Genomic DNA, 16,675 nt, shown 5'->3' with positions numbered 1-16,675 from the left:
ATACTATACACTAATTCAAATTCATGGTTACCTTTCTGCCTCAGAATCCGTTAAATGAGTAAACGTTAATCCGAAGCATATGTCAAAAATTATACTTTACTCTATAACCACCACACTGGCGTTTCTGTTTGCCCTTGCCCTACCAGATGCAAACGCACAATCCAGAGCAAACTACACCAGCGACAACAGGGTGATCGTTACGCTTTACGGAGTAACGCAGCCTTATACTTTTACATCGAATGAGTTGCTTGTGCGCTATAACAACACCACGCAAAAGCTCGAATGCATTTTAGATGTGGCTACCCTGCTGCCCACCGCCCCCACCACACCGCCCACCATGGCTTACGATGTGCTGTTTGGGGCAAAGTACCCGGACCTCCTGCTCTATATTGATGCACCAGTAGAGAAAGTGAACGGCAGCAGGTTAAACCCAGGAAGTATAAATAAAACAACTACCGTTCAGTTACAGGGCGTGGCCAACCAGACAACCATACCGCTGGCGCTGGCAGCCGACCGGAACGCTATTGTTTTTAACACCAGCTTCGACCTGATGCTGGATAACTTTTCGGCCAGTGTTCCTGTACAATATTTTAACCTGCTTACCGGCCGGGTCATGATCACGATAAACAATGCAAAATGGGTTGGCTTTGACCTGCGTTGAGATCCTTTACCCTGCAAGACAAACAAAAACAACATACATGCTACCTAGTCTGCTTACACCCTTTATAACCAAGTGGCCAAAGGCGCTTTTGGTATTGCTGCTATGGGCATGTACAACAAATGTTATGGCGCAAAGGGTAGCGCTGGTATTTAGTGGCGGCGGGGCCAAGGGCATTGCGCATGTAGGCGTGTTAAAAGCCCTGGAAGAACACAACATTCCTGTTGACTATGTAATAGGCACCTCCATGGGTGGCGTGGTCAGCGGGCTGTATGCTGCCGGCTATTCACCCACCGAGATCGAGTACCTCTTCAACACCAAAGAATTCCAGGACTGGGCGCGTGGTCGCACCGAGGAAAGCTATACTTTCAACTACGCCTCTCCCGATATAAGCCCCTCCTTTCTGCACATGAACCTTTCCCTGGATTCTACCTTCCAGATGCACCTTAACTCCAGCCTGGCTAACGGGGCCTCGCTGAACTTTGCATTTGCCCAGCTCCTGGCGCAGCCTTCCGCCAAAGCAAAGTATGACTTCAATAACCTGATGGTGCCGTTCAGAAGTATGGCCTCTGATATTTACACGCAGCAACAGGTCATACTCAGCAAAGGGCAATTGGCAGATGCCGTGAGGGCCACCATGACGGTGCCCTTGGTGTTCCGGCCTATCCGGGTGGAGGGACGCCTGCTATACGATGGAGGCTTGTATAACAATTTCCCGGTAAACGTAGCCCGGAGTGAGTTTCAGCCAGACGTGGTGATCGGGGTGAACGTGTCACCGAAGACGTACAAGGAATACCCCTATGGAAAAGATGAGTTTGACCTGCCCCAGACCCTGTACTACGCGATGCTCTCCAACAGCGACTCCACTGCCCTTGGCCCCCTGGACGTGTACCTGCAACCCAACACCGGCAACCTGACCTCGCTTGATTTTAACGAGGTGAAATTTCTTTTTAACGCCGGGTATAATGCCGCCCTCGAAAAGATAGAAGAGATCAAAAGCAAGATCGGCAGGCGCGTTACACCAGAGCAGATTTCGGCCAAACGCGAGGCATTCAGGAAAGACTTTACTGCACTCACATTTAACGACATAACGGTATCCGGCTTAAGTGATGCACAAAGTAATTATGTGCGAAATTTCTTCCGAAAAGATAATGGTGTGTATACCATGCAGGAAATAAAAAAAGGGTATTTCAGACTTTCAGCAATCGAGAGTTTCCGAAGCATCTACCCTAGCATCAACTACATCGACACCACCAGAAACTATGAGTTTAACCTGGATATGGAGCACGACGACGCGTTGCTTTTATCAGTAGGCGGCGTATTGGCCTCACGCCCTATAGACAATATTTACGCCGGCCTGGACTATAGCTTGCTCCGCAGGAAACTTTATACTTTTTCGACCAGCTTTAACACCGGCAGGTTTTACCAGGCAGCCAAAGCCCGCATCCGGATAGACGTGCCGGCCCGCTTCCCATACTATATAGAGCCATCATTTGTGTACAATAACTGGAGCTATCTATCTACTAAAGGCTTTCTCCTGGACCGTGACAAGCTTCCATTTATTGAGCAGTCAGACAGGAACTATAACATCAGCATGGGGTTTACCAATACCTACAAAGGAAAGCTGGTTTTGCACGCAGGCTACGTGCAGACCATAGACCGCTACAGTAACCGACTTGATATACTAAGCACCGACACACTGGACCGGACAAACTTTAATGCCTTTACAACAGGGCTTACCTTTAAACGAGGGCACCTGAACCGGAAACAGTTTGCCTCCAGTGGCAGCATGTTTACCGCAAGCGCCAGTTATTTTTCAGGTAAAGAAACCTTAAGGCCCGGATCTACCAGTACTATGGAGGGCAAACAGCGAAGTAACCAGGAGTGGTTTAAGATCAAAGCCACTTATGAACGCTATTTTGGTGAACAGAAGCATCGGTTCGGTTACTTACTGGAGGCAGTAGCCTCTGACCAGCCTTTCTTTCTGAATTACCGCTCTACACTCACATCGGCCCCGGCCTTCACTCCCTTACCAGACAGTAAAACACTCTTCCTCGACAGGTACCGCAACCACCAATACCTGGCTGGGGGCATAAAGTATATTTACCAGTTTAGTCAACGCCTTGAGGGCCGGTTGGAGGGATATGTATACCAACCTTACAAACCCATCCTGCAAAGCAGGGAGCAGCAGGCATACTACGGAGAACTACTGCATGGCACTTCACTTATAGGCAGTACAAGTATGGTGTATCATAGTATAATTGGTCCGGTGGCGGTTAGCCTGAACTACTATGGCAAGGCAGTAAAAGAGTGGGGACTGCTGTTCCATGTCGGTTATATCATCTTCCAAAACAGGGCCCTGGACTAAGAACAACACCAAAAACAAATACTGAACTCACACTTTAATGTTACTATACTTACCATTTGATTTAAAGCGATTTATACTTTTATTAAGCTTAAAACTAGCCTTTAAGGGATACTGCTGTGTTTACTTCTTACACACCTGTGTATATTCTGTATAAACCACCCGTTGCATCCATTTATCAAGTATAATTTACACAAATCGCTCTTTTAAAATCGGTATTCTTACAATTTTCTACCTCTGAGCCTATGCTGGCCATAAAGCGCCATGGCTGAGCAAGATCTAAGTATGTACTCCCCTTCCATGTCTGAAAACAAAACTATCCTTTAGAGCATACTTAGTACAAGAGTAGTATCGGGCTGGCCCAACTCTGATAAATCCACAGGAGAACATCGGTGAAATAGTGTATCAGATTCCTCGGCAAGGCCCGGAACAGCAGCTTTGCCTGAAGGTAACGGTATTGAGGGCTAGCGTGGGTTAGCATTCAGAAACAAGGCTAAAGCAGATGATACTTCACCGGAAAGCACAACCACCATTCCATCACATAAACAACTTTCACCCAACGCATTACAATACATCATACAAAGTTGTACTATAATAAAAAGTCTGATGTGTAACTCGAATTTTCCACCAGCCTGATCAAAATCAAAATTTTTACAGCGAGCTATACTTCGGATTAAACTTATGTGTACCTTTAGCTATACTTTAAAGGCAAATCAACATCATGAAGAAAGTTATTTTAAGCTTGTTTGTGGGTGCGGTCATTGTTTCCTGTAACCAGGCTAAACCTACGGAAGACGCTTCCTCCCCTGCTACTGTTGCAGAAGAAACCACTACCGGCAACACCTATGGCAGCGCATTTACTGAAGACAAGGTTATCAGTGCTGCGCAACTGCAATCGCTGGTGCAAGGCAAAGACTCAACCGAAGCAGTTGTTACCGCCGAGATCGTGGAAAGCTGCCAGTCCAAGGGGTGCTGGATGGATGTGAAGTTAAACGACAACAGCACCATGAAAGTGACCTTCCGGGATTACGGCTTCTTTCTGCCTGTGGAAGACCTGAAGGGACGTACGGTTGTATTTACCGGAACAGCCAAACGTGAGGTGATCTCTGTGGACAACCAGCGGCACTACGCGCAGGATGCCGGCAAGACAAAAGAAGAAGTGGCCGCCATCACACAGCCAAAGGAAGAACTTCGCTTTGTGGCGGATGGGGTTATCCTGAAGTAACTCGTTTTTTATACTTCTACTGAAACAGGCTCCTGTACGGGGGCCTGTTTTTTATGCGCTATACTTACAGAAGGTAAAAAATCAAGCCTGAAATTTAAAAATCTCTTTCCTATTTTTACCAAAGTATAAACCATACTTACCATGGCCCTAGAGAAAGACCCTGCTCAGGAAATAAAAGAGCTTACACACCGAATTAACTACTTAAACTACCAGTATTACCAGAACAGCGTATCGGAGGTTTCGGACTTTGAGTTTGATGCCATGCTGAAACGTTTGCACGACCTGGAAGAAAAGCACCCGGACCTGCGCGACCCAAACTCCCCTACGCAGCGTGTTGGCGGCACCGTTACCAAAAGCTTTAAGACAGTGCACCACCGCTACCCGATGCTCTCGCTGAGCAACACTTACTCTGAGGAAGACCTGCGTGAGTTTGACAAAAGGGTGAAAAAAGTGGTTGGCGATACCGTGGAGTATGTTTGTGAGCAGAAGTTTGACGGTGTGGCGATCAGTCTTACCTACGAGAACGGGCAGTTTGTACAGGGTGCCACACGCGGCGACGGAACCCGCGGTGATGATATTTCGGCCAATGTGCGTACCATCCGCGATATTCCGTTGCAGGTGCATGGCAACGACTACCCAGCCCTGTTTGAAGTACGGGGTGAGGTTTTTATGCCTTTGCAGGTTTTTGAAGAGCTGAACGCTGAACGTGAGGAAGCAGGTGAGCAGCTGCTGGCAAACCCGCGCAACGCCGCCTCCGGCACCCTGAAGCAGCAAGACTCCTCTGTAGTGGCTAACCGAAAGCTGGGTTGTTTCTCTTATAGTTTCCACTGCGACAATAGCCCCTACCAGACCCACTCCGAAAGCTTGCAGGCTATCCAGAAATGGGGATTCAAAGTATCGGATACCTGGCGCAAATGCGCAGATATTGATGAGGTGCTTACCTACATACACGAATGGGAGAAGCGCCGCTTTGAGCTGCCGATTGCCACCGATGGGGTTGTAATAAAGGTAAATAGCTACCACCTGCAGGACGAACTGGGCTTTACGGCAAAAAGTCCGCGCTGGGCCATTGCCTATAAATATCCTGCCATGAGCTCGGCCACCAAACTTTTGGGCATACAGTACCAGGTGGGCCGTACCGGGGCCGTAACCCCTGTGGCATTGCTGGAGCCAGTGTTGCTGGCCGGCACTGTGGTTAAGAGAGCATCCGTGCACAATGCCAACGAGATACAACGCCTTGACCTGCGCATCGGAGACACTGTTTTTGTGGAGAAAGGTGGTGAGATCATACCTAAGATAACAGAGGTAGACTTTAGTAAACGCCCTGCAGACAGCCAGCCTATACTTTACCCGACCCACTGCCCTGCCTGTGGCACCGAGTTGGTAAGAAGCGAGGGCGAGGCGAATTATTACTGCCCGAACGAGAAAGGCTGTGCCCCGCAGATACAGGCCAAACTGGAGCACTTCATCAGCCGGAAAGCCATGAACGTTGATGAACTTGGTCCTAAAACGATTGAGCAGCTATACAATGCAGGCTACGTGCGCAATGCAGCCGACTTATACGACCTGACACTGGAGCAGCTGGTAGGGCTTGAGCGTATGGGTGAGAAATCAGCTGGAAACATAATTAAGAGCCTTGAAAAATCGAAGGAAGTGGCTTATGACCGGGTGCTGTTTGCACTGGGCATTCGTTTTGTAGGCAGCACGGTTGCCAAAAAGCTTGCCGAGCATTTACCGGATATCGTGGCCCTACGCGGCGCCTCTTATGAGGACCTGGTTTCCATTAACGAGATCGGGGATCGCATCGCCAATTCTATACTTGAGTATTTCCAGGACCCGGCACATGTAGAGTTGGTAGAGCGTTTGCAGGTAGCCGGGCTGAAATTTAAAGCGGACACAACTGCCGTTGAAATAGAAAGCGACAAACTGGTTGGTCAAACATTCGTTATCTCAGGTGTTTTTGAGAGCATCAGCCGCGACGAACTGCAGCAACTGATTGCAAGCCATGGCGGTAAGGTGGTTTCGTCCATATCGGCCAAGCTTAACTACCTGGTGGCCGGCGAAAAAATGGGACCTGCTAAACTCGAAAAGGCAACTAAGCTGGGGATCCGCATTCTGTCTGAGGATGAGTTTTTACAGATGATCAACTAAAGTATACTTACAAAGATAACCTGTACTCCATTTACGGGCTTAAAAGAAGACGCCAGGCTGTAACACAGCCTGGCGTAACTCATCTTAAACAAACAAACATAAATTCACAATGGAATCGTGCCACTGCAGCAGGTTACCCTGGAATGGCAACGTTACAGCTAAACATTTTGCAGTTCGCTTCTACAAATCAATCATAATAAACAGGTAAAAAAAATAAACTATACCAACCCCTCCAAAGTATAGACGAAGCTGCCATTACGATGACTTTATACTTTATCCGGAGCCGCAAAAAAAGCAGCCCAACTCCTAAAATGGCATTCCGTGGATCCACAGGATTTAATAAATCTGATACTTTGTTTATCTTTAACTGAGAAAGCGGCAGCAATGTGGTTTGCCAGCGATGTAATTTAACAATGTGCCAGTGAGCAGCATGTCCATTCCTATTCCGGTTTTATCCCTTAAAAAACGATACACTGTGGCTATACATGTGGCTGCATGGGTGGTTTTTGGGATCTGGATCTTTTACCTGGCATCCTCCAAGCAAACCATTACGCTTGGCAAAGCCATGGACCTGTTTGTGGGGCTGTTGTTTCCGGTGGCTATCTTCTACTTTAACTGGTACGTGCTCATCTCCAAGTTCCTGGCCCGGAACAAAATCCTGCTGTACCTTGCCTCTGTGGTGGCCACCTTGTTTTTGCTGGCGCTGATACAGGCACCGATAGATTACTACATTTTCCGGAAGTATAACACCAGTATGGCCTCGTTGTACAACACGGAACGCATGGCGCAGTACATGATTAGTGGCCTGGTGGTGGTGTTTATCAGTTCGGCCTTAAAGGTTACAGGCAACTACATCAGGAACGAAAGGCTGAACAAAGAGCTGGAAACGCAGAAACTGGCCGCAGAGCTGGCCTATCTGAAATCGCAGGTAAATCCGCACTTCCTGTTTAATACGCTCAACAACATTTATTCGCTTGCCTACAAGCAGTCGCCGGACACGCCGGATGCCATTATGAAATTGTCGTTGCTGATGCGCTACATGCTGTATGAAAGCAACGATGCCATGGTAAGCCTGGACAAGGAAGTAGATCACATCAAAAATTTTATCGACCTCCAGAAACTCAGGCTACGCGAGCAAACAAGTATAAAGTTCTTTATTGAGGGTGAGTTGGCAGGTATACAGATAGCGCCCATGTTACTGATGACGCTCGTGGAAAATGCCTTTAAGCACGGCCTGGTAAGTAAAAACGAGATCGGCATCATCCTGAAACTTGTTGTTGAAAAGGACAGGATCGTATTCAGCACGGTTAACAACACAAGTACCCATAAAAAGCGGGAATTCGGTGGCATTGGTCTCGAAAACCTAAAACGAAGACTTAACCTGCTTTACAGCGGCCGTCATAAGCTTACCTTTGAGGAAAAAGACGGTACCTTTTACGCAACCCTTAAACTATACTTCAAACCAAAAAGCTAAAACTATGACGATACGCTGCATCGCCGTTGACGACGAGCCCCTGGCCCTGGACATAATAGAGAGTTATATAAGCAAGTTGCCTTTTCTGCAGTTGGTAAAAACATGCTCCAGCGCAACAGAAGCCATGCAGGTGCTGCAGGAAGAGCAGGTAGACCTTATGTTTCTGGATATCGAGATGCCGGAGCTGACGGGCATACAGTTTCTGAACATCCTGAAACACCAGCCTCTGATCATCTTTACCACGGCTTATCCGCATTACGCACTCGAGGGCTTTAACCAGGATGCCGTAGATTACCTGCTCAAGCCCATCCCCTTCGACAGGTTTTTGAAGGCAGTAACGAAAGCACAGGAGCGTTTACAGCACAAAACCAAAGCCACCGACAATGGAGCAGGCAACCAGCAGGGTTCCGCGCAGTTGGAACAGGATTTTATGTTCGTAAAAGCCGATTACAAAACCATCCGCGTCGATTTCAGGGATATACTTTGGATCGAGGGATTGAAAGATTACATCATCATACAGACAAAGGACCAGAAGATCATTACGCTGCTCTCTATGAACAAGATGATGGAAAAATTGCCTGAGTCCAAGTTTCTGCGCGTGCACCGTTCCTTTATCGTAGCCCTGTCCAAGATAGACAGTATCGAGAAGAGCCGCATTAAGATCGGAAACAAGGAAATCCCGATCGGTGAAGTATACAAAGAGCAGTTCCTGAAGTGGGTGGAGGAAAACAACATCCAGTAGAAGAGTTTGAGAGTTTGAGAGTTTTGGAGTTTGAGAGTTTTGGAGGTATAGAGTTTAGGAGGTATAGAGTTTGGGAGGTGGAGCGGTAAAGTGTTAAGGGGGCTATTGAAGTAATGTTGATTAAAGGCTCTTTGTGACTTCCCAAACTGAAAGAGTAGCTTTTCCTGAGTACAGGATAAACTGTAGTAGTATAAAACTTATGTTGCGAGACTCTTATTCCAAAAATGTATTTACACACCCCTAACCCCTCCCAGGAGCAAGGTCGTTTCATTCTACAAATTTCAAGGTCATGGCGCGAGCGTCCTCGCTCGAGTCGGGCTATAGCTGGGCCTTCCCGTGACTGCGCCCGGGACAGGCTGGCCCAGTTGGATCGCAAATCCAACGGTATAACAAGTCACGGATCACAGATCCGCGCCAGCAAATATTTAGAATGAAACGACCCTGCTCCCCGGAGGGGTTAGGGGTGGGTTTCACATTACAGTAAACAAACAGTTGTTGTATCTCGCAACTTGAGTTATAAAGTATAAATATCACTGCCTGGTACTTGCAGAAACGAATACATAGACAGAACTTTACAGTTCAGATAAAAAGTATGATTCAAGAAAAATTAAGAGGAACCGGCGTAGCACTTGTAACGCCTTTCAAAGATGATTTAACCGTTGATTACGACGCGCTTTCGAAACTGCTTGATTTCGTGTTGGACGGTGGGGTAAACTATATTGTGGTAAACGGCACAACTGCAGAGTCGGTAACCACAACCACACAGGAAAAAGCTGAGATTCTGCGCACTATTAAAAAGCACGTTAATGGCCGCATTCCGCTGGTGTATGGCATCGGGGGCAATAACACACAGCATGTACTGGAGCTGCTGCAAACCACAGACCTGGACGGTATCAGCGCCATACTTTCGGTGAGCCCATACTATAATAAACCGTCTCAGCAGGGCATTTTCCAGCACTATACCCAGATCGCCAATGCCTCCCCGGTTCCGGTTATACTTTACAACGTGCCTGGCCGCACAGGCAGCAACGTAACAGCAGATACAACTTTACGCCTTGCCCTGCACGAGAATATCATTGGCGTGAAGGAGGCATCGGGCAACCTTGAGCAGTGCATGGCCATTGCCAAGCACAAGCCTTCCGATTTCATGCTGATAAGCGGCGACGACCTTTTAACAGTACCGATGGCCGCGTTTGGCGCAGAGGGCGTGATATCGGTATTGGCCAATGCATTTCCGGAGAAGTTCTCAAAGATGATTGAGCTTGCCCTGGAGCATAACTTTAAGGAAGCAGCCGCACTTATGAACGACTTCGTGGACATTAACCCACTGATGTATGAAGAGGGCAACCCAGTTGGCGTGAAGGCAGTGCTGGAGCGTTTCGGGGTGTGCAGTGCCCAGGTAAGGCTACCACTGGTAGAGGCATCTGCCGGACTGAAAGACAGAATTTACAAGCTTCTGTGATAGTCCCATAAACCGGCAAGGCGGGCATTTCCTGTCTTGCCGGTTCTTTTTTACACTTAAGTTGAACTTATCCCCGGTTTTATACTTTATCGGCAAAGTATAAATTGATTCTCTTTCAAGCTTTTCACTAACTTAAGTTCTGCCAAAACTACCGTATGCGTAAACTTCTGTTATTTCCACTGGCCATACTTTTTGTTGGTTGCGGACGTGCTGCCGAAAATGTGGTTACCCTCCCTCCCACTGACCATGCGGTAAGCATTGCAGAGGATGAGATCCCTTCCGAAAAAGAAGCCGAAGCTTACGTAACTTACGAAACCGATACCCTTAACCTGTCTGCTGAACCCGACACTCCGCTCAAGCTATTGCTTGAAGGCAGCTTTCATAAAAGCGAAGTATGGCAACATGCCGAGAATAAAAACTGGTTGTCGGTTTCCTACGAAGGGGGCCGCTACATCCTGCGTCCTGCACAAATAAACGTAAACACCGTCTACGATCCTGTGTTTGATTCTGACAAAGCCGTTAACGGTAAAAAAATGATATCAGGCAGGGAGGTGGTCAGCCTGGATTCCAGCACTGTGTTCCTGATTACCGGCCTTTCAAATTTTAAGGCTGGCCAACTGGACACTGCGGCCTTTGACAAAAGCATACTCCCCGCCAACAAATCCCTTACCTATACTTTTAAAGGTAAAAGCTACCAGATAAATGCCTACGGCGACAGCACCCAGCAGCATAACGCGGAATACCGCTATCAGAACTATGGCTGGAAAGTATCCGGGGTAAAAAAAGGGAAAAAGATAGAGCAGCTACTCGCAGAAGATAAGTACTTCGACGATTCGATCTACATGCTGCTTTGGGCCGGCGACCTGGACCGCGACGGTATCCCTGATCTCCTGTTGGATGTGTCTAACCATTACAATGTTTCAAAAATAGCCCTCTACCTGTCCTCAAAGGCAGTAAAAGGCAAGCTTTATAAGAAAGTGGCTGTGTTCGAGACCATCGGCTGCTAGAGCCAGACTGTGCTTATACTTCCGGGCCGCGCTCAGCACCCCACATTACCTATTTTCCTTTCAGCGCCTGAAACAGCACCTTCACCAAATAGTTGCCAGGGTAATGCACTAAAGTATACTTTATGGCATTTACAAGGCAGCCGCCACTATAATTGGTTAACTTTTGGCCTGGCCGCTTCTCTGCAACCTGAGCAAATCGCTTAAATGGCAGGTAAGGGCAACGCCGGTTTTCCATTTGGTGGTCCGGAATTTGAAGGAAATATTTTATGGCCATCACCCAACCTGATTTCACAAAACATTTTGCAGCGCCACGCATTCTGCTACCGGTACTGCTGGGGCTCAGTGTAATTGCTCTTATGCTTTACAAGAACTATGAGCCGGCACACCTCCAAACCCTTTTTAGCGCAAGCATTTTCTGGTTGCTTATCACCGTGCTGGTGCTGGTGGTGCGCGATTTAGGCTACATGTACCGTATCCGGTTTATCACCGACAAAGCACTAAGCTGGAAACAGAGCTTTAAAGTGATCATGATCTGGGAATTTGCCTCCTGCGCCCTGCCCTCCGTGGTAGGCGGGTCCACGATAGCGGTATACATACTCTTTAAGGAAAAGATCGCCCTTGGTAAAGCCGTGGCACAGGTTATGGTAACGGCGATGCTCGATAATCTATACTTTGTGGTTGCCTTTCCGCTGATACTCTTGTTTACAGGTGGGCAGGTGCTGCCCGAAATGGCCGGCCTAAACCAGACCCTGCGCGAAAGTATAGCCATCGCCTTTTTTGCCAGTTACCTGATGATCGCCGGCTATGCCAGCACCATGTTCTATGCCCTTTTTATCAATCCTAAGGGTGTGAAGAGGATGTTGCTGAGGCTTGGCCAGCTAAAGCCTTTCAGGCGCTGGAGAACGCCTCTATTTCAGCATGCCAACGAACTGCTGATCGCCTCTAAGCATTTGCATACCAAAAGCAGTGCCTATTGGATTCATGCCAGCATCTCAACTATCTTCGTCTGGACGGCACGTTATGCTATAATTGGTTGCCTGATAGCCGCCTTTACCCACCTCAGCCTGTATGACCATATGCTGGTGTTTTCCCGTAACCTGGTTTATAAGATCGTGCTGTTTCTCTCCGTAACGCCGGGTGGGGCAGGCATAGCTGAAATATCGTTCCCTGCATTCTTCGGAGCGTTTCTGGGTGGCTTCACCACTGTTGTAGTATTGCTGTACCGCATCTTAACTTATTATGTATACCTCATAGCCGGTGCCCTCATCTTTCCTGAATGGGCAGCCAGTAAACTGATCACGAACAACAGATCAGACGTAGGAGTCGAGGGAGACAAGCCGGTAGGTAACACACAGCCTGTCTTGCCTGCGGCTTAAGCTGGCATACTGGTATTAATCCAAAACAGTAAAAGCCACCTTGTGCAGGTGGCTTTTACTGTTTTCTGAAAATGTGCAGCCTATCTAGCTACAGCCGTCGTTTGCTGCTCCACAACTTTTCTTAGGTTCTCAAGTCCTTTTTCAAAGTCAGGTCCTACCATATCGTCCAGCATCAGGCCAACATACTTCCCAATTGGGTTTAGCCCCATGTCTGCCTCCATGGTCCAGGTAAGTTTTGTACCCTCTGGTGTCTCTTCAAAAAGATAGTAGCTTAAGCCGTCGTTCTCGCCTTCAAACTGCATTCTGGTATCAATCCGGGTGTTTTCGGCGCTTTCGATGATTGTCAGGGAACCGTTACCCACATCCGGGTGATCGCTGAACCAGTTGTACCTGGCGCCCTTGCCTGCATCCGGCCCTTCATAGGAAAGGAGCATTCTGGGGTCTATGTTGTGCCACGGCGACCATTTCTCCCAGTTCTGCAGCAAATTTACCTGCTCAAACACGGTGGCTACCGGCGCTTTGTAAACGGCAGTACGCGTTACCTTAACTTTGGAGGGCAGAAACAACGAAATAAAAGCCAGGACAGCCACCAGTGCCAGCAGGCTGAACCCGATTTTCTTTAGAACTTGCATAGATTAGATTCGGTTAGTTTTGTTAAGTAGAGGCATTAAACATAGTAATTGTTTAATACAAATACAAGCTGTGTTAAGACATAAAAAAAGCCGCAGCTTGCGCCACGGCCTTTCATCAGATGGAAATTTAATACTAATGTACTGCTAAGTATACGTTCAAGTTACAGAAAGTATACATGCCCTGCTTACATTCGCCAGAAGTGGCCATATATCCTGTTCCCTACTTTATCGGATAACCTGTTCTCCTCCTCGTAATCCAGCATGTTGTCTGCGTAACCGTAGGAGGCGTCGTGTCGGTAGCCATGGTTGCCCCTGCTGTCAAAATCGCGGTACATGTCCCCTTCCTGCGGGTTATCATAATTAGGGTTATACCCCATGTTATAACGGTATTGAGGCTGTTGCCTTGCATAAGGCCCCTCGCCTGCACCCGGATAGCGGCCAAGCGTGTTCAGGTCGTTCTCTGCACCTCTTGGCAAGCCATACTCCTCGTGGCGTGGCTGTGCCGTATAGTTGCTGATGTCGTACATCTCATCGTAGCGGTCGTCCCGGGTGCCCACGCTGCCGCCCTGCCTTCCGTACTCACGGCTGTGCTGCCTGCGGTAAATGTGTCCCGGTTCATGCTGTGTATCGCCTAAGTAGGCATGTCTTCTGCCATGGAAAGGTCCCCGTTCTGTGTGCCCTTGCTCATATTGACGGCTATACCTGCCATAGTTCATTTTGCTATTGTCTATCATGGTTGTAATGTTAGTGTGCTATTGTTAGCACCTCTGCTTATACTTTATCTTCTGTTTCTCTTAGGCCTTTGCTGCGCCTCGTGCTGCCATCGGCTCAGTTCGCTGTAGTAGCTGCCCTCACCGTAGTGTGGTGCGCCCTCTGTATAGCCACGGCCTGCAAAACCGCCGCTATAGTCATTGTCGTAGCTGCGGTTACCCATTTCATACCTTCTGTACGATTCATAGTCACCCACAGAGCCTCTGGCCCAGTTGTCGCGGTCATGGTCTGTGCGCACACTGTGGCCAAAGCGTTCATCCATCCGGCTGCCGCCTCCCTGCGGATTTCCCTGTCTTCTCAGGTCCTCGTAGTCGCGGTCACTGTAGTCAGCGCGGGGATCGTAGTGCCTGCCAGAGTTGTACCTTCCGCTCGGGATATAGCTCATGCCATACGGGTTCTCATCGTTGCGCCTTCTGCCTGAGAAGTCCTCGCCTGTATAACGGGATCCTCCCGGTCCAAAGCGTCCTTCAGGGGCCATTTGTCTGGCCTGGTTCATCTCATTAAAGCTAGATGTATCGCCAAACTGGTCATAGTCGTTACGGCCGTATCCCGCGTTAAAATGTGTGTCTATGGTATAGTTGCCACGGTCCGAGTTTTGCCCGTGCTGCTGGCTATGCAACCAACGTGGCTCCGTATCTCTGTTTCTTGGCTCTTCCTCTCGGTCTGCTCTTCTATTGTCTCTCATAGCTTTTTTGATTAGTGTTACATTCATTACATACTTTATTACGGCTTCAGGTTATACTTTGATTAACAATGTGTTGTATCTGCACCTAAACCCAAGTGCTCTTCGCCCGTTAAAAAAGTATAATTAATAAGATAACCGTAAAATAGAATTACAATGGAAGGAAAAGATTGGTATAGCAGGACCGGAAACCGCGATCACGACAATCGTTACAGAGGTGAGAACCGTCCTGTGGATGAAGATATGTACCGTGGCGCCTACCGGTTTGATATAAGCAGCGACCATAGAAATGTAAGCACCTGGGACTGGGACAGAAACCAGGGACATGGCCGAGGCAGAAACGATTATAACCAGGACTATAACCGTGACTATAACAGAAACTACAATCAGGATTATAACCGGGATTATAGCCATGGCAGACACCACACCGACAGGCATGGGCATGAGCGCATAAGGAGTGGCCATCATGACCGAGGCTACGACCCGGACAACTATAACACCGACAGCCGCTACCGCGATGATGCGCACCCATACAGAACCAGCAACAGCAGCGACTGGGGCAGACACCGTGATGAGGACCGCCATCACCGAAGCGTGAGAAGCAGAATTGATGAAGGCGATCATGACCGAAGCATTTTTGACGGCAACTACGGACCAGACCACTACGGAAGAGGCGGAGGAGAAAACTACGGCAACATGGCTGGCTCGCTGAGTTATGGCTACGATGGCACCACCACTTACGATCCGGACTGGGACAGAAGATATGAGCCACTAACCGGCCATCGCCAAAGTTACCACGGCCATTATACCAGCCGCCACCCCGAACCAGACAGAGACAGTATGAGAAGAAGATAGTCTGGTGTACTGCCTTCTTCCCAGAAGTATGATTTCAACAAGTATAATTTTAACTATAAATTAAGAGAGATGGACAAGAACAAAAGCGATAAAGATAAACTCAGAAACGAGGACACAAACGAAACGCTGAACAAGGGCAATAAAGTACCCAATATTAACCCAACAGGTCAGCAGAAAAAAGTAGACAACGAAGATTTGAAAAAAGGCAGAGTTGGCGGTGCGCCATCGCAGAAAAGCGGAAGCAGAGGCAGCGCCGACATTCAGGATGGTGGCAGTGATATAGGCAGCAGCGCCGGAAGCCACTAAAAGTATAAATATAAAATGAGCAAGGGGCATGAATTAAGTTTCGTGCCCCTTGCTCGTTTATGCACAGGCAGTGCCCCACGCATCCTCATCTTCTATGCCCCATACTTTGGCTAAGGCCATAAAAAGAAAGTCACCTTAAAAGGTGACTTTTCCAGAAATGAAAAAAGGTCTTATCTATTATTGAAGCTCTTCCTGTTCCATATACTCCCACATGGCATCTTCGTTAGAGCCGGTTTTGGCGGCATAGATCAGCATCGTGGTATAAACCCCTATCAGCAGGAAGCTTAATGGAATAGAGAATACAAAAGAAACGATCAAGGTTTTGATTGGATCAGGCTTCGAACGCATTTTCGTGGAGGCATACCAAAAAAACAGAACATTGAAAATTCCTGAAAGTGCTACAAAGTTAATGATGTCAATCATCGGCTAAAAGTTATTTTATTAGTTAAAGCTACCAATAAGTATGCCAGCGCAACTCCAGAATCAAACCTACCCTTGGACTCCTCTTGAATTAATCCTTTTTGCGATAGCGATAAGTGCAATTTAACTTACACTTAACAAATAGCCAAATTTTTAGCGAACAATTTTTGAACAAATTATCAACAATTTATATATGTATTTTCATATATATGTATTTAAACGCATTAAACCGTTTCTTTCCGACTCAACTTTTAGTTCCGGGCCTGCCTAAACTATGGATTTCAAAGCTTATTCATACCCAGCACATACGTTTTTAAAAAGTAGAAACTATATACAATAATATAAATAATGTACTATTTAATATATATCTTACTTTTATACAGCCCCTCAGGAGCCTAATGCACCATCAGATTTTTGATGCCCGAAAAATACAAAATCAGAAATAAAAATATAAAATTATTCCCCTGATCTTCAGCCAAATCATCTTAGCTGTCGTTATTAGGCTTGTTTTGTCGGGTAAATAATTAGTAATTTAATATCAATTTAAAA

16 protein-coding genes are annotated in these 16,675 nt (G+C 47.4%); 11 read left to right on the top strand and 5 right to left on the bottom strand.

What is annotated here, in order from left to right:
• Nucleotides 1-79 precede the first annotated feature (79 nt).
• From AC4BAP_RS07920 to AC4BAP_RS07885, 8 genes are all read left to right on the top strand, one after another.
• Entirely contained in the window at nt 80-661 is a 582-nt protein-coding gene (locus AC4BAP_RS07920; protein WP_490582088.1) for a hypothetical protein, read from the top strand.
• A gap of 37 nt (nt 662-698) precedes the next feature.
• The gene (locus AC4BAP_RS07915; protein ID WP_490582087.1) at nt 699-3,026 is read left to right on the top strand and encodes a patatin-like phospholipase family protein; all 2,328 of its coding nucleotides are present in this window, start codon (nt 699-701) and stop codon (nt 3,024-3,026) included.
• Between the two features lie 718 nt (nt 3,027-3,744).
• The gene (locus tag AC4BAP_RS07910; protein WP_490582086.1) at nt 3,745-4,248 is read left to right on the top strand and encodes a DUF4920 domain-containing protein; all 504 of its coding nucleotides are present in this window, start codon (nt 3,745-3,747) and stop codon (nt 4,246-4,248) included.
• 141 nt (nt 4,249-4,389) lie between these two features.
• The gene (gene ligA, locus AC4BAP_RS07905) at nt 4,390-6,399 is read left to right on the top strand and encodes an NAD-dependent DNA ligase LigA (RefSeq protein WP_490582085.1); all 2,010 of its coding nucleotides are present in this window, start codon (nt 4,390-4,392) and stop codon (nt 6,397-6,399) included.
• Nucleotides 6,400-6,829: 430 nt separating this feature from the next.
• The gene (locus AC4BAP_RS07900) at nt 6,830-7,873 is read left to right on the top strand and encodes a sensor histidine kinase (RefSeq protein WP_490582084.1); all 1,044 of its coding nucleotides are present in this window, start codon (nt 6,830-6,832) and stop codon (nt 7,871-7,873) included.
• 4 nt (nt 7,874-7,877) lie between these two features.
• Nucleotides 7,878-8,615: a LytR/AlgR family response regulator transcription factor gene (locus tag AC4BAP_RS07895; protein WP_490582083.1), complete on the top strand. Its 738-nt coding sequence runs from the start codon at nt 7,878-7,880 to the stop codon at nt 8,613-8,615.
• 592 nt (nt 8,616-9,207) lie between these two features.
• Nucleotides 9,208-10,077 (top strand): 4-hydroxy-tetrahydrodipicolinate synthase, encoded by an 870-nt coding sequence (gene dapA, locus AC4BAP_RS07890; protein ID WP_490582082.1) that lies wholly within the window; start codon nt 9,208-9,210, stop codon nt 10,075-10,077.
• 155 nt (nt 10,078-10,232) lie between these two features.
• Nucleotides 10,233-11,084: a hypothetical protein gene (locus tag AC4BAP_RS07885; protein ID WP_490582081.1), complete on the top strand. Its 852-nt coding sequence runs from the start codon at nt 10,233-10,235 to the stop codon at nt 11,082-11,084.
• A gap of 49 nt (nt 11,085-11,133) precedes the next feature.
• Here AC4BAP_RS07885 and AC4BAP_RS07880 read toward each other — a convergent pair whose 3' ends face one another.
• Entirely contained in the window at nt 11,134-11,319 is a 186-nt protein-coding gene (locus AC4BAP_RS07880) for a hypothetical protein (protein ID WP_490582080.1), read from the bottom strand.
• Between the two features lie 31 nt (nt 11,320-11,350).
• Here AC4BAP_RS07880 and AC4BAP_RS07875 point away from each other — a divergent pair, with 31 nt between their 5' ends.
• Nucleotides 11,351-12,460: a lysylphosphatidylglycerol synthase transmembrane domain-containing protein gene (locus tag AC4BAP_RS07875; RefSeq protein ID WP_490582079.1), complete on the top strand. Its 1,110-nt coding sequence runs from the start codon at nt 11,351-11,353 to the stop codon at nt 12,458-12,460.
• 80 nt (nt 12,461-12,540) lie between these two features.
• Here the strand turns inward: AC4BAP_RS07875 and AC4BAP_RS07870 are convergent, their stop codons facing one another.
• The 3 genes from AC4BAP_RS07870 to AC4BAP_RS07860 all read right to left on the bottom strand — a co-directional run bounded on the left by AC4BAP_RS07870 (nt 12,541) and on the right by AC4BAP_RS07860 (nt 14,548).
• Nucleotides 12,541-13,092, bottom strand: a complete 552-nt coding sequence (locus AC4BAP_RS07870) for an SRPBCC family protein (RefSeq protein WP_490582078.1) — start codon at nt 13,090-13,092, stop codon at nt 12,541-12,543.
• Between the two features lie 185 nt (nt 13,093-13,277).
• Nucleotides 13,278-13,826, bottom strand: coding sequence for a hypothetical protein (locus AC4BAP_RS07865; protein WP_490582077.1), 549 nt, complete (start codon nt 13,824-13,826; stop codon nt 13,278-13,280).
• Between the two features lie 44 nt (nt 13,827-13,870).
• Nucleotides 13,871-14,548, bottom strand: a complete 678-nt coding sequence (locus AC4BAP_RS07860; protein WP_490582076.1) for a hypothetical protein — start codon at nt 14,546-14,548, stop codon at nt 13,871-13,873.
• A gap of 153 nt (nt 14,549-14,701) precedes the next feature.
• Between AC4BAP_RS07860 and AC4BAP_RS07855 the strand changes: the two genes are divergently transcribed.
• The gene (locus tag AC4BAP_RS07855) at nt 14,702-15,400 is read left to right on the top strand and encodes a hypothetical protein (protein ID WP_490582075.1); all 699 of its coding nucleotides are present in this window, start codon (nt 14,702-14,704) and stop codon (nt 15,398-15,400) included.
• Between the two features lie 69 nt (nt 15,401-15,469).
• Nucleotides 15,470-15,706: a hypothetical protein gene (locus AC4BAP_RS07850; protein WP_490582074.1), complete on the top strand. Its 237-nt coding sequence runs from the start codon at nt 15,470-15,472 to the stop codon at nt 15,704-15,706.
• 177 nt (nt 15,707-15,883) lie between these two features.
• Here AC4BAP_RS07850 and AC4BAP_RS07845 read toward each other — a convergent pair whose 3' ends face one another.
• The gene (locus AC4BAP_RS07845) at nt 15,884-16,054 is read right to left on the bottom strand and encodes a hypothetical protein (RefSeq protein ID WP_490582073.1); all 171 of its coding nucleotides are present in this window, start codon (nt 16,052-16,054) and stop codon (nt 15,884-15,886) included.
• Nucleotides 16,055-16,675: the final 621 nt, after the last annotated feature.

It is taken from the genome of Pontibacter sp. GD7 (genome assembly GCF_058216375.1).
This window is presented reverse-complemented; position numbering and strand designations above follow the sequence as displayed.

What these genes read in the sequence shown, in the direction of transcription:
- AC4BAP_RS07870 (WP_490582078.1), bottom strand. Translation starts at nt 13,092, where the DNA reads ATGCAAGTTCTAAAGAAAATCGGGTTCAGCCTGCTGGCACTGGTGGCT.
- AC4BAP_RS07915 (WP_490582087.1), top strand. Translation starts at nt 699, where the DNA reads ATGCTACCTAGTCTGCTTACACCCTTTATAACCAAGTGGCCAAAGGCG.
- AC4BAP_RS07860 (WP_490582076.1), bottom strand. Translation starts at nt 14,548, where the DNA reads ATGAGAGACAATAGAAGAGCAGACCGAGAGGAAGAGCCAAGAAACAGA.
- AC4BAP_RS07895 (WP_490582083.1), top strand. Translation starts at nt 7,878, where the DNA reads ATGACGATACGCTGCATCGCCGTTGACGACGAGCCCCTGGCCCTGGAC.
- ligA (WP_490582085.1), top strand. Translation starts at nt 4,390, where the DNA reads ATGGCCCTAGAGAAAGACCCTGCTCAGGAAATAAAAGAGCTTACACAC.
- AC4BAP_RS07920 (WP_490582088.1), top strand. Translation starts at nt 80, where the DNA reads ATGTCAAAAATTATACTTTACTCTATAACCACCACACTGGCGTTTCTG.
- AC4BAP_RS07865 (WP_490582077.1), bottom strand. Translation starts at nt 13,826, where the DNA reads ATGATAGACAATAGCAAAATGAACTATGGCAGGTATAGCCGTCAATAT.
- AC4BAP_RS07900 (WP_490582084.1), top strand. Translation starts at nt 6,830, where the DNA reads ATGTCCATTCCTATTCCGGTTTTATCCCTTAAAAAACGATACACTGTG.
- dapA (WP_490582082.1), top strand. Translation starts at nt 9,208, where the DNA reads ATGATTCAAGAAAAATTAAGAGGAACCGGCGTAGCACTTGTAACGCCT.
- AC4BAP_RS07910 (WP_490582086.1), top strand. Translation starts at nt 3,745, where the DNA reads ATGAAGAAAGTTATTTTAAGCTTGTTTGTGGGTGCGGTCATTGTTTCC.
- AC4BAP_RS07855 (WP_490582075.1), top strand. Translation starts at nt 14,702, where the DNA reads ATGGAAGGAAAAGATTGGTATAGCAGGACCGGAAACCGCGATCACGAC.
- AC4BAP_RS07880 (WP_490582080.1), bottom strand. Translation starts at nt 11,319, where the DNA reads ATGGAAAACCGGCGTTGCCCTTACCTGCCATTTAAGCGATTTGCTCAG.
- AC4BAP_RS07885 (WP_490582081.1), top strand. Translation starts at nt 10,233, where the DNA reads ATGCGTAAACTTCTGTTATTTCCACTGGCCATACTTTTTGTTGGTTGC.
- AC4BAP_RS07875 (WP_490582079.1), top strand. Translation starts at nt 11,351, where the DNA reads ATGGCCATCACCCAACCTGATTTCACAAAACATTTTGCAGCGCCACGC.
- AC4BAP_RS07850 (WP_490582074.1), top strand. Translation starts at nt 15,470, where the DNA reads ATGGACAAGAACAAAAGCGATAAAGATAAACTCAGAAACGAGGACACA.
- AC4BAP_RS07845 (WP_490582073.1), bottom strand. Translation starts at nt 16,054, where the DNA reads ATGCGTTCGAAGCCTGATCCAATCAAAACCTTGATCGTTTCTTTTGTA.